Source organism: Cohnella baijiui, from assembly GCF_020731285.1.
GTDB lineage: Bacteria > Bacillota > Bacilli > Paenibacillales > Paenibacillaceae > Cohnella.
This window is the reverse complement of record NZ_JAJFOW010000024.1, coordinates 91,389-102,979: the sequence shown is the minus strand read 5'-3', so window position 1 is coordinate 102,979 and position 11,591 is coordinate 91,389. Positions and strand designations below refer to the sequence as shown.

The window sequence follows — 11,591 nt, the reverse complement described above, 5'->3', positions numbered from 1 at the left end:
TACAATCTGTTCCCTATTCCCGCCAACGAGACGCCCGCCATACCATTAAGGAACATTTTGTTCCCTAATCCCGTACACGAGACGCCCGCCACACCATTATGGAACAATTTGTTCCCTATTCCCGCACACGAGACGCCCCGCAAGGCGCCTACTTCCCGCCCAACTGACCGCGCAACCGATTCCGCTCCGCGACCAGCTCCCGGAAGGCGGCGTCGAGCGCTTCCGCCTCGGCCGGCGGCGGCTGCATGCCGAGCTTGCCCATCACCTCCGCCAGCCTCGTCTCCGTCCGCATCAACTCCTCTTCCGCCGACCTGCGGCTGACGTCGTTCGGGCGTGCCGTTCGTTTGGCCGCCTCATACGCTTCCCAGCCGCCGTCGAACGAGACGACCCGATCGCCCTCGATCGAGAGAATGCGGCTCGCCACGCGATCCACGAACCGACGGTCGTGCGAGACGAACAGCAACGTGCCCTCGTACTGCATCAACAGCTCTTCAAGCGCCTCGACGGTCGGCAGGTCGAGAAACGTCGTCGGCTCGTCCAGGATCAATACGTTCATGTCGCCTAAGAACACTTTGGCGAAAGCCGCCTTCACCCGTTCACCGCCGCTCAAGTCCGCGACCGCCTTAAACACGTCGTCTTGGCGGAACAGCAAACGGGCCAGGACGTTGCGGACGAGCGGCTCCGAATGGACCGACGTTTCCAGAACATTCGCCAGCACCGTCCGATCCGGCCGAAGAATATCCAGGTTCTGGCTGAAATAGCCCGGCTTCACGTTCGCGCCGAGGCGGAATCCGCCGTCTTCGTGCAGCAGCTGGCGAAGCAGCGTCGACTTGCCCGAACCGTTCGGACCGATCAGGGCGACCTTCTCGCCGGCCGAAATGCGGAACGTCGCCTCTCGCCACAACGTCCTCCCGCCGGCCGAAGCTTCCGCGCGATTAGCGACGATGAGCTGCTTGCCCCGGAGCAGCTCCGCGCCCGGAATGTCCATCCGAACGGTCGGAGGCTCCTTCGGCTTGTCGACGCGCTCCAGCTTCGCGAGACGGGTCTCGATCGACCGGATGACGCGGTGCACGTCCTTCTGCTTTTTGCCGTGCTCCGTCTTGTATAGACGGGATTCCGAAGTGCTCATGCGCGAAGGCGGCTTCATCATTTTGCTCGCTTTCCGCTCCTTGAGATGAACGGCCTGCTCGAGCTGCATTCTTTTGTCGATATAAGCCTCGTATGCCGCCTGTTGACGTTCTTTTTCCGCCTGCTTTTGGACCAAATAGTCGCTGTAGTTCCCTTTGTATTCCTGAACGGATTCGTCCTCCAGTGCCCAAATGCGGCCGCACGTCCGATCCAGAAACGCGCGGTCGTGGGAGACGACGACGACGGCGCCCCGGTAGCGGTCCAACTGCGCCTCCAGCTTCGCGATCCGCCGCGCGTCCAGATGCATCGTCGGCTCGTCCGCGAACAGCACATCCGCGTCTCGAGCGAGCGCCTCGTCGATCGCCTTTGCCGCCGTTTCCCCGCCGCTAAGCCCGTCGGCGTCCGGCTTGAGCTGAGGCAGCAGACTTCGCGAAGCTCCCGTCTCAACGGTGCCTCCATCCGCTCGGATGGTACCCGCCAATAGCCGGAGCAGCGTCGTCTTGCCGGCGCCGTTGCGGCCGACGATGCCGATCCGATCGCGTTCGGCGATCCGCAGCAGCGGGATCGCGAACAGGCGTCTGTCGCCGATCGATTTTTCCAACTGATGTGCCTCTACTATCGTTCGCAACATCAAAAAAACCTCCCGTCCGGGAATCCGGATAGGAGGCGGCATAGGCAAGACGGCACGGATTGAAGACGCCCAAAAGGGCGCCCGTTCCGCGCTGCAAGCTTCCCAAAGACCGTACGAATCCTATCCAGAAAAAACCCGTTTCTCGCGAATTTTTTCTTGTCCGTAGATAGGATTAGTTGTTCATCGGCCTTTGGTTCACCCATTTCTTTTCAGATGACTCGACTCTACCACACTCTCCCGTCTCTGGCAACCGCGCGTCGTATGCGACTAATCTTGCGTATCCGTTACGCCCGATATCCCAGCAATCGGGCAATCGGCGCAAGCAGGCCGAAGATGGCGGTTTGCACGAAACGCGGGGGATTGGCAAGCCGGAACTCCCGCTTGTACCTCTGCATGAGCAATGCGCTCTGAAGCAGGTTGGGCGCGCCGGCCGCATTCGTTTTTCCAGCGCGGGAAAGCGCGAAGGTCGTTTCGAAAAAACGTTCGGTATCGAGCGCCGGCAGCGTCTCCCAGAGAAGCCGGGCCGGTTCGTTCCCGCCGTTCCACATCGTATGCCGCATGCCGGGCGGTATCCGAAAGCGTTCGCCGGTCCGGTAAATCCGCTCTTTCCCGTTCACTCGCGCATGAACGCAGCCGGTCAACACCTCGAATCGCTCCTCCTGCTCCGGGTGCAGATGTTCGGGCGGCGCGCCGCTGCCCGGCGCATAACTCGCCTCCATCTCGAGCACCTCTCCCCGGGTCATCTTCGCCGTCTTGCGAATGACGAGCTTTTGTCCCCGTAACGGGTCCGCCAGCAAATCTCCCGCTTGCGCCATCGCTTTCCTCTCCCTTCGTTTCAAAACGAACCATGTACGTCTTCAAGATAAGGCGAGTAGGCGGATGTTGTCAAGACGAACATCGTACGTTTTGCAAACTAGGAACCGGATTGACATCGAATCGCCTTAAACCGTACACTGTTAGGTATGGTATACATCAAAAAAATCGACCAGCATGCACTGATCGAAAAGACGTTCGAACTATTGGAGCGGGAAGGCGTCGAGGCGGTCTCGATGCGGCGGCTCGCGGCGTTGATGATGGTCCGGCCATCCTCTCTCTATCACCATTTCCCGGACAAAGCCGCCCTGCTCCGCGAGATCGCGGAGCGAGGGTTGTTGATGTTGGCCGCCGAGCTGAAGCGCGCCGCAGAGCTCGCGATGCCCGATCCCCGTCGCCGCATCCATGCGATGGGAATGACGTACCGCGAATGGTCGCTGCGGCATCCCGAGCTGTACCGGCTTCTATTTGCGGACGCTCCGCCGCTCTCTGAGGGAATGTCGCCCGCTTCGGACGCGGCCTTCGCTCCGATGCTGACGGCAATGGGCGAGCTCGTCGGCGAAGCGAAAGCGCCCGCGGCGACGCTAGGCACGTGGGCCTTTGTCCATGGATACGTCATGCTGGAGCTGACCGGACATGTTCGGCAATGTCTGCCTATCGAAGGGTTTCAGCTCGGTCTGGGCTGCTTCGTAGACGGGCTTGGACGGTCGTAGCAACTGCTGGACGACAGAGAAAGGAAGATTCGCTCGTGCAAGGCTACAACGTACTGATGGTCTACAACGCGGCCATGGATCGGCTGCTGCTGTGCAAGCGCCGCAAAAATCCATATCAGGGCTTGAGCAACCTCGTCGGCGGCAAAATCGAAACGGGAGAAACGGGCCAGGAAGCCGCGTATCGGGAGCTGTACGAAGAGACGGGCATTCCGGGCGAACGCATCAAGCTGCATCATGTCATGGACCTCACCTACTACTGGCAAAATTGCTACGTGGAGGTGTACGCCGGCAGGCTGAAAGCCGACATGGCGGTATTCGGCGACGAAAACGAATTGTATTGGTCGGATCTGGATCAAAACTTCTTCGACTTGTCGATGTTCGCGGGAGAGGGCAACATCGGTCATATGATCGAGCAGGTGAAAATGCGGCGCGATTTGCTTCTGGCCGACTAAGGTCGGCGCACTCGCCTCTACCGCATGCTGCCGCCAGCCGGCTTGCATGCCTTCTTCCGGCGGCTGGCCTGCGCGCGACCTTTCGGCAGCCATTCCCGTTTCCGCCGTCTGCGGAACACCGTTTCCACTTCAGCCTCCAACGCTCGCCCTTCGTCCTTTCGGCCTTCATCACCCGCCCCTTCAGCCCTCGACGCTCGTCCTTTCGGCCTTCTTCTCGGGCGTGAGCGCCGCTTCAAATTCGCTTTTTCCGCTTTCTCTCTTCCGCAGGTCCAGCGCCCGGCCAAGACGGCGCACCCCTTCTTCGATCTCCGTTTCGCTCAGATGACCATAGCCCAGCAGCATCTTACGCTTCGGTAGAATTCCCGCTTCGACCCCCGCTTCGGCCATGCGCCGCACCGCGTCCGGCGGGAAGTCCGCCGCGAAGGAGACGGCCAGATGCAGGCCGACCGCTTGGCCGAGTATGCGGTATTCTTTCGTCCAATGCACCTCCATAGCTTGAACCAGGCGGTTCCGTTTTTTGTGGTACAGCTTTTTCATCTTCTGTAAGTGCGCCCGCAGGTGACCTTCCTCCAGAAAACGGGCGAGCGCGAGCTGGTCGAGGATCGGCGTCTGGAAGTCCGACAGCCGCTTAAGCGCCCTGGCGCCGGCCACGAGCGGCTCCGGCAGCACCATGAAGCCGATGCGCAGCGCGGGAAACATCGTCTTGCTGAACGTACCGACGTAAACGACCCGCTCGGGATCGAGACTTTGCAGCGAATGGATCGGCGGTCCGTCGTAACGGAATTCGCTGTCGTAGTCGTCTTCGATCAGATAGCCGTCTCCCCGGCGAAGGTAGGACAAGAGCGCGATGCGCCGCTGGATCGGCAGGACGCCGCCGAGCGGAAAATGATGGGACGGCGTCACGTAAACGCATTTCGGGCGGATTTGCTGAGGCAGCAGGCGGGGATCGAGTCCCTCGTCGTCCGCGCGGACCGAGATGATCGTCGCGCCCGTAGACGCGAAAAGCGTCTTCAAATCCTCGTTCGTCGGATCCTCCAAGATGATTTCGTCACCCGCGCGCAGCAAAAGCCGCGTAAGCAGGTTGAGCGCCTGAACGGCTCCGTTCGTCACGAGGACCTGCTCGGGCCGGCAAACGACGCCGCGGGTCCGCCACAGGTGATCCGCCAGCTCTCGCCGCAAAGCCGCCCAACCTGCGGGGTCGCCGTAGCCGAGATCGTCGGGGGCGATGTTCGCCGCGGCGCGCTGCAGCAGCGTCCCCCACAAGCGAAGCGGGAAACGGTCCGCCGCGGGCTGCCCCGTTTTGAACGAGATGGCCGCGCCGACCTTCCGCGTCACGGCATCGGCCTTGCGATTCTCCGGTGCGCTCGGCGCTTTTCCGCTTTCATACTCCTTCATGCAGGCACCGTCGGCGACATAAGTGCCTGCGCCCGGCCGCCCCACAATGTAGCCTTCGGCCAGCAGCTGCTCGTATGCTTCGAGCGCGACGTTACGCGAGATTCCAAGCTCCCCGGCGAGCTCCCGCGTCGACGGAAGCTTCGCGCCCGCCGGCATCCGGCCCGTCAGGATCGCTTCGCGAAACGCTTCGAGCACTTGGCGGAACAACGGAACGGTCTCTCGCCGATCGATCGCAAACCACATGAACCTCGCTCCTTTCCAAGTGGTACTGTCAAATTCGCCTTCAAACGGCCCTTTTGCCGACCAGTAGATCTTGCTACAGTATACCTCATCCCCTTGCGAAGGAGTTGCCCGAATTTGCAAACCCCGCCCAAGCTCGCCTATGTCGAGCTTACGCTTGCCACCGTCATTATCGGCAGCTCCGTCGTCGTCGGCAAATGGACGACGGAGCAGATGCCCGTCTTCTTTTCCCAAGCCGCTTCGCTGGCCATCGCCCTCCTCGCGCTCGTACCGATTCTCGCGTTCCGGCGCGGCCTCTCGCTCCGGGTTACGCGAAAGGACGTGCTTCTCCTGATTGCGCAGGCGCTGCTCGGCATGTTTTTGTTCCGCGTGTTCATGCTGTACGGCCTCCGTCTCGTCACCGCATCCGAGGCCGGTATCGTGACCAGCCTGACGCCAGCCGTCGTCGCGGTGCTCTCGTACCCGCTACTGCGGGAGCGCCTGAGCTGGCGCGGCGCGCTCGGCGTGCTTTGCGCGCTGACCGGCGTCGCGAGCATCCGGATGTTCGAGTGGATCTCGGCGGGCCATGCCGCCGCGGCAGCCTCCGCGCTTGGTCTCCTGCTCGTCTTCGCGGCCGTCGTCGGCGAGGCGATGCTCTTGATTCTGCGGAAACTGACGGCCAGCCAAGTATCTTCCCTCGCCGGTACATCCTACGTCATCCTTTTTTCCTTTTTGATGTTCCTGCCGGTCGCGGGCGCCGAGCTCCGCAGCTTCGAGATCTTCAGCCTCGGCTGGCGGAGCTGGGCCGTGTTGGCTTATAACGGTTTGATCATCACCTTGCTGGCGTACGTCCTCTGGTTCCGCGGCATATCGCGTGTGCCGGCGGGAACCGCGGGCGTATATACGAGCATCATCCCCATCAGCACGCTGGTCTTGTCCTATACCTTGCTGCATGAACCTCTGTCTTGGATACACGCATTCGGCTGCGCCTTCGTCCTTGCCGGCGTCGCCCTCGTGTCCAAGCGCGGAACGATGAAGGGGTCCGGCAAACGGCAAAACGCCCCCCGCCGTCGAGGCGAGGGGCGCGCAGTCACGGATCCGAGCGATCCGCGATACGTTCGTACAGAAAATCCACCACATGCTTGACTTCCATGGCGGCGGGATCTCCATGCTTGCTGACGCCGAGCTTCATCTGGAGCAGGCACCCCGGATTGCTCGTGAGCAAATACCGGGCGCCGGTCCGATTGGCGTGTTCCATCTTGTGATCCAGGATCTGGCCCGCCATCTCCGGTTGCGTGACGTTGTATATACCGGCAGAGCCGCAGCAGCGGTCCGCCTCCTGCATCTCGACGAAAGTCGCGTTCGCGACGCTCCGCATGAGCTGGCGCGGCGCGTTTCCGCTCTTCATGACGTTGCGCAGGTGGCAGGAGTCTTGGTAGGTGATCGTCACCGGCTCGGCGGCGGTCGCGGCCGCTTCGTCGAAAGCGGGGATCCGGCCTCGCGAAACGAGCAGCTGGCTGATGTCCACGACCCGTGCGGCGAACTTCGCAGCCAGCTCGCGGTATGCGGGATCGTCGTGCAGTAGATGGTCGTACTCGACGAGCAGCGCGCCGCAGCCGCCCGCGTTCGAAACGATGTAGCTGACGCCGGCTTCTTCGAACGCCCGCAGATTCGAACGTGCGAGCTCGCGCGCCTGCTCCATCTCCCCGCTATGCGCGTGCAGCGCGCCGCAGCAGGTCTGGGTCGGCGGGATGACGACCTCGAAGCCCGCTTCGGACAGCAGCTTGACGGTATTCACGTTCGTCTCGGCGAACAAAACGTCCATGATGCAGCCTCGGAACAAAGCGACGCGGGCGATCGCCTCGCCCTTGGCGGGATAGAAGGTGCCGATCCGCTCGACCACGCCCTGGCCTGATGCCTCCGGGATAATGCCCTCCATCTCACGCACCGGCTTCGGCAGGAGCCGCAATAGGCCGGCACCGCGAACGACGCTGCGCAGGCCGGACTTCTGGTAGAGCGCAATCCCCTTGCCCATCCACTTCAGCCGGCCGCGATGCGGAAAGACGCCTTTGAAAAAGAGGTTGCGGATGCCTTTTACCGGGAGCCCGTGTTCGGCATGATCCTCGATCGCGTCCCGGGCTTGCTCGATCAGCTGGCCGTATTTGACGTCGGCCGGGCAGGCCGGCTCGCAGGCGCGGCAGCCAAGACAGTGATTCATCTGGTCGGCGAACGCTTGATCAGGCTCCATAAGGCCGTCGGCCACCGCTTTCATGAGCGCGATGCGGCCCCTTGGCGATTCGGGCTCCAATCCCGTTTCCCGGAAGGTCGGACAGGCCGGCAGGCAAAAGCCGCAGCGCATGCAGTTCGTCAGTTGATCGTAATCGAGCTTGGCGAGCAGCGTGCGGGATAACGGATTCGCATGATTGATCGCCGGCTTTTTCGGATATGCGGACGTTTCGGTCGGATTAGCCACGTTCGATCACCACCCTTTTTCTCGTCTCCTTAGCGAACATCTTGCCCGGATTGAGCAGGTGGTCCGGGTCGAACGCGCGCTTGATTCCCTTCATCACTTCCATTCCCGCCGCGCCGACCTTCCACTCGAGGAAAGGCGCCTTGACCATGCCGACGCCATGCTCACCCGTGATCGTCCCGCCGAGCGCGATCGCCGCCTCGAAAATTTCCTCGAACGCCAGTTCGACGCGGTGCACCTCGTCCGCGTCCCGCGCGTCCGTCGTCGCCGTCGGGTGCAAATTGCCGTCCCCCGCGTGGCCGAACGTGGCGATCGAGACACCGTGCTTGCGGGCGATCTCCTCGATCCGCAGCACCATGTCCGCGATGCGCGAACGCGGCACCGTCGCATCCTCCAGCATCGTCGTTGGCCGCAGCCGCGCGAGCGCCGTGAACGCGCTGCGCCGGGCCGTCAGCAGCCGTTCGGCATGCTCGCGGCTTTCGGCGACCTCGACGCGATCCGCTTGTTCGCTATCGCAAATCTCTTGGATGCGGGCGATATCCCGCTCCACCGTCTCCGGATCGCCGTCTTGCTCGATCAACAGGATGGCCGCCATGTCCCGGGGCAGCCCGAGCTTGGCGAAATCGTCGACGACGCGGATCGTCGGATTGTCCATGATCTCCAGCGTCGCGGGGATGATCTTGCTTTCGATGATGCGCGAGACGGTTCGCGCCGCCCCATACAGATCCTTGTACATGGCGAGCATCGTCTTTTTGCTGGCGGGCGGGGGCACGAGCTTCAGCGTCGCCTCGGTCACGATGGCGAGCGTCCCCTCCGAGCCGACCAGCAGCTTGGTAAGGTCGTAGCCCGCGACGTCCTTCATCAGCTTGCCGCCGGTCCGGACGATCTCGCCGCTCGCCAGCACGGCTTCGAGCCCGATGACGTAGTCCTTGGTCGTGCCGTACTTCAACCCGCGCAGCCCGCCCGAGCATTCGGCGATATTGCCGCCGATCGTCGAGATCCGCATGCTGCTCGGGTCCGGCGGGTAGAACAACCCGAGCGACTCGATGTGCGCGATGAAGCTCGCCGTGATCAGGCCGGGCTGCACGGTCGCCGTAAGGTTTTCCATATCGACCTCGAGAATCCGGTTCATCCTATGCATCACCATCACGACGCCGCCCTGGATCGGCACTGTGCCTCCGCACAGATTCGACCCGGATCCGCGGGTAACGACGGGCACCCGATGGGCGGAAAGCGCCTGCATGATTTCGGATACCTGCCCCGTCGTCTCCGGATAGATGACGCCGTCCGGCAGCGACTGCAGCATCGGCGTCCCGTCGTACGAATGGGCGACCCGCGCCTCCGAATCATCCCGAAAAAACTTGTCGCCGACGATGTTGCGAAGCCGTCGGGTCAATGCCGCGTCTAACATCGCTTGATTCCTCGCTCTCCAATTAGTCAGGTCATCTGATGACTTTGGATATAGTATAGGGGAAGCCGCCGATTTTGTATAGGGGCTCCATGAGGCGCTTCGCCGCGAGCGGTCCGTCAATCCGGCCGCAAACGGCGAAGGGCCGCATCCAGAATATCCTGAAAAACGGCGTTCCAGCCTTCGTAGTGCAAGGCTGCGTCCTCGGGCGCGACGAACATTCTCCCCGCGCATTCGTGCTTGGCGTCGAAAGGATGCAGCCGCTCGATCCTCATGACGTAAAAAGCCTGATACCCGACACGCGGGTATGGGCCGCTCTCGCTCCATCGCGGATTGCCGCGATGGTCGACCGACACCGCGCCGAGCGGCTCGCAGCGCCCTTCGACGCAGCCCTCCTCCAGCGCCTCCCGGAGAAAGCACATCTCGGGCGTCTCGCCCGCCTCGATGTGGCCGCCCGGGATGTCCCACCCGCGTCCGCGGACGTCGACCAGCATCAGCTCCCCATTGTGAAAGGCCATTCCGTGCACGCTGGTGACGAGCGCCCGCTCCGGTTCGCAGTCGGTATGCCAGGTCAATCGGACCGGGCCGCCCCAGTCGACCTCCACACTCGACATCGCCATCCCTCCCGTCCTTTTCCAACGATTCAGACTTAGGGTTCCTGTGACGGGGCGGGATCAGCCGACTGACGCTGCAGCTCCTGCAAATACTGGTCGAGCTGGTCGAACCGGTCCTCCCAGGCGCGCCGGAACGACTTCAACCAGTCGTCCAATTCGTTGAACGGCTGCGGACGAAGCCTGTAGATGCGCATTTGGGCGACGGGCTTCACTTCGACGAGGCCGGCCTCGCTAAGCACGCGCAGATGTTTGGACACTTGCGGTTGATGCAGCTGCAGCCGGTCGGCAATCTCCCCGACCGGGCGGGGCCCGTCGCGGAGCAGCTCGACAATGTGCAGGCGATTGGGCTCGGCTAGCGCGCTAAGCGTCGTCGTGTTCATAGCAAAATCTTCTCCATTCGCGGCATGATGAAACGTACGTCCGAAATTCTTACCCTCCATTATACCACGCGAAGCGCGGGCGTGCGCTGCTTTTGGAGAACGAAGGTCCGCCGTCTCGCAAAGGCGCCCGGAGGCGATGCGCCGTCCCCTCCGGGCCGGAGCCTCAATCCCGCGTCAGGGCGTACACCGAGGGTTGCAGCCCCTTCAGGCTAAGCGCCGCTTTCTCGAATGCGCGCAGCTGTGCGTCTGCGGCGGCGGCGAGCAACGCTTCTCGGGCGTCCGTGAGTACGATCGCCCGGCCTCCCGGCGCGAGCACCCGCCGCATTTCGCCCAGCATCCCGCGGTACAGCGCTGCGAGCGGCTCGTCCGCCGCGATCTGTCGCCCGAAGGGCAGGTTGGCCGCGATCTTGTCCGCGGAAGCGGCGTCGAGCGGCAGCCGCCGGGCATCCCAATGCCGGATGCGAACCCCGGGATGCGTCCCGACGTTCGCTTTCGCCGCAGCGACGGCCTCCTCGGATAGATCGCCGCCCGCCAGCGCGGCGTAAGGATAGGCGAGCCGTTCGCCTAGCAGCGTCCCCGACCCGCAGCAGGGATCGACGAAGCGGTCGCCGGGCGCGGGACCGGACAACCAGACGAGGGCGTGCGCGACAGTCGGCCGCAACGCGGCGCGCGTAAACGTCCGCTGCGCGCCGCGGAAGCGGTACGCGGCATCGGTGAGACGCAAGGAGAAGGCGGCCCGGTCGTGCGCGATATCCAGCCGGAACTCCAGCGCATGCGAATCGGGGTCGCGGCGAAGCCGCCGCCCGCAGCGGCGTTCGATCCCCCGGGCGGCTGCGTCGGCCGCTTCGAAACGGGAGTAGGTATGCGGCCCGACGCGGCTCGCGTGAATCTGATAAGCGATTTTTCCTTTCGCCCATCCGGGAAGCAAGTCCGCCGGTTCGAGCTCGGAGACGTCCCGCTCCAGCCGGACCAGGTCCGACTTGTGGGGGCCGACGGCGAAGCGGAGAAGCAGCCGGTACAGATTGTCCGCCGTGCGCAGCAGCGGGAAAGAATCGAAGGGAAGATCGGCCGCGAAGATTACCTTGCCCCGCTCGGCGCCGAGCAGCGCCGCTTCGGGCAGCCGGGTCCGGATCTCCGCGGTCAAAACGTCCTCCAAGCCGGGCAGGACGGTTGCGAAATAACGTGTCATGAGCATCGACAGCTCCTTCGTAAAGGGTGATAGCGGCACAAAAAAGACGCGAATGAACAGATGTTCACTCGCGCCTTCAAGGGCACGCCGAGACAGACCCCGCTGAGGGGATCCTTGGCATAAGTCGTGTGAGCTTCCGTCATTCCGGGCAGCGCGCGGAGCGAATCAGAAATCAGGCC

General features: G+C 63.0%; 11 protein-coding genes. 3 read left to right on the top strand and 8 right to left on the bottom strand.

The window, feature by feature from the left end:
- Nucleotides 1-148: 148 nt before the first annotated feature.
- Both abc-f and LKX83_RS20240 read right to left on the bottom strand, forming a co-directional pair.
- Nucleotides 149-1,759, bottom strand: a complete 1,611-nt coding sequence (abc-f, locus tag LKX83_RS20245) for a ribosomal protection-like ABC-F family protein (RefSeq protein WP_227884286.1) — start codon at nt 1,757-1,759, stop codon at nt 149-151.
- Nucleotides 1,760-2,043: 284 nt separating this feature from the next.
- Nucleotides 2,044-2,574: a cupin domain-containing protein gene (locus LKX83_RS20240; protein WP_227884284.1), complete on the bottom strand. Its 531-nt coding sequence runs from the start codon at nt 2,572-2,574 to the stop codon at nt 2,044-2,046.
- A 147-nt stretch (nt 2,575-2,721) separates the two neighbouring features.
- Here LKX83_RS20240 and LKX83_RS20235 point away from each other — a divergent pair, with 147 nt between their 5' ends.
- Both LKX83_RS20235 and LKX83_RS20230 read left to right on the top strand, forming a co-directional pair.
- On the top strand, nt 2,722-3,285 hold the full coding sequence (locus tag LKX83_RS20235; protein ID WP_227884282.1) for a TetR/AcrR family transcriptional regulator: 564 nt from the start codon (nt 2,722-2,724) through the stop codon (nt 3,283-3,285).
- Between the two features lie 35 nt (nt 3,286-3,320).
- Nucleotides 3,321-3,737: an NUDIX hydrolase gene (locus LKX83_RS20230; RefSeq protein WP_227884280.1), complete on the top strand. Its 417-nt coding sequence runs from the start codon at nt 3,321-3,323 to the stop codon at nt 3,735-3,737.
- Nucleotides 3,738-3,917: 180 nt separating this feature from the next.
- Here the strand turns inward: LKX83_RS20230 and pdxR are convergent, their stop codons facing one another.
- Nucleotides 3,918-5,375, bottom strand: a complete 1,458-nt coding sequence (pdxR, locus tag LKX83_RS20225) for a MocR-like pyridoxine biosynthesis transcription factor PdxR (protein WP_227884278.1) — start codon at nt 5,373-5,375, stop codon at nt 3,918-3,920.
- A 114-nt stretch (nt 5,376-5,489) separates the two neighbouring features.
- Here pdxR and LKX83_RS20220 point away from each other — a divergent pair, with 114 nt between their 5' ends.
- Nucleotides 5,490-6,497, top strand: coding sequence for a DMT family transporter (locus LKX83_RS20220; RefSeq protein WP_227884276.1), 1,008 nt, complete (start codon nt 5,490-5,492; stop codon nt 6,495-6,497).
- On the opposite strand, the gene LKX83_RS20215 is transcribed toward LKX83_RS20220, so the two are convergent.
- The 5 genes from LKX83_RS20215 to LKX83_RS20195 all read right to left on the bottom strand — a co-directional run bounded on the left by LKX83_RS20215 (nt 6,442) and on the right by LKX83_RS20195 (nt 11,412).
- Nucleotides 6,442-7,824 (bottom strand): (Fe-S)-binding protein, encoded by a 1,383-nt coding sequence (locus LKX83_RS20215; protein WP_370639104.1) that lies wholly within the window; start codon nt 7,822-7,824, stop codon nt 6,442-6,444. The two genes, LKX83_RS20220 and LKX83_RS20215, sit on opposite strands and share 56 nt — an antisense overlap.
- On the bottom strand, nt 7,817-9,232 hold the full coding sequence (locus LKX83_RS20210) for an FAD-binding oxidoreductase (protein WP_227884274.1): 1,416 nt from the start codon (nt 9,230-9,232) through the stop codon (nt 7,817-7,819). The genes LKX83_RS20215 and LKX83_RS20210 overlap by 8 nt, the downstream gene beginning before the upstream one ends.
- 116 nt (nt 9,233-9,348) lie before the next feature.
- Complete coding sequence (locus LKX83_RS20205) at nt 9,349-9,843, bottom strand: NUDIX domain-containing protein (RefSeq protein ID WP_227884272.1); 495 nt, start codon at nt 9,841-9,843, stop codon at nt 9,349-9,351.
- Between the two features lie 35 nt (nt 9,844-9,878).
- Nucleotides 9,879-10,223 (bottom strand): ArsR/SmtB family transcription factor, encoded by a 345-nt coding sequence (locus LKX83_RS20200; protein WP_227884271.1) that lies wholly within the window; start codon nt 10,221-10,223, stop codon nt 9,879-9,881.
- Between the two features lie 163 nt (nt 10,224-10,386).
- Nucleotides 10,387-11,412, bottom strand: coding sequence for a methyltransferase domain-containing protein (locus tag LKX83_RS20195; RefSeq protein ID WP_227884269.1), 1,026 nt, complete (start codon nt 11,410-11,412; stop codon nt 10,387-10,389).
- Between the last annotated feature and the right edge of the window lie 179 nt (nt 11,413-11,591).

What these genes read in the sequence shown, in the direction of transcription:
- LKX83_RS20205 (WP_227884272.1), bottom strand. Translation starts at nt 9,843, where the DNA reads ATGTCGAGTGTGGAGGTCGACTGGGGCGGCCCGGTCCGATTGACCTGG.
- LKX83_RS20210 (WP_227884274.1), bottom strand. Translation starts at nt 9,232, where the DNA reads ATGTTAGACGCGGCATTGACCCGACGGCTTCGCAACATCGTCGGCGAC.
- abc-f (WP_227884286.1), bottom strand. Translation starts at nt 1,759, where the DNA reads ATGTTGCGAACGATAGTAGAGGCACATCAGTTGGAAAAATCGATCGGC.
- LKX83_RS20235 (WP_227884282.1), top strand. Translation starts at nt 2,722, where the DNA reads ATGGTATACATCAAAAAAATCGACCAGCATGCACTGATCGAAAAGACG.
- LKX83_RS20240 (WP_227884284.1), bottom strand. Translation starts at nt 2,574, where the DNA reads ATGGCGCAAGCGGGAGATTTGCTGGCGGACCCGTTACGGGGACAAAAG.
- LKX83_RS20195 (WP_227884269.1), bottom strand. Translation starts at nt 11,412, where the DNA reads ATGACACGTTATTTCGCAACCGTCCTGCCCGGCTTGGAGGACGTTTTG.
- pdxR (WP_227884278.1), bottom strand. Translation starts at nt 5,375, where the DNA reads ATGTGGTTTGCGATCGATCGGCGAGAGACCGTTCCGTTGTTCCGCCAA.
- LKX83_RS20200 (WP_227884271.1), bottom strand. Translation starts at nt 10,223, where the DNA reads ATGAACACGACGACGCTTAGCGCGCTAGCCGAGCCCAATCGCCTGCAC.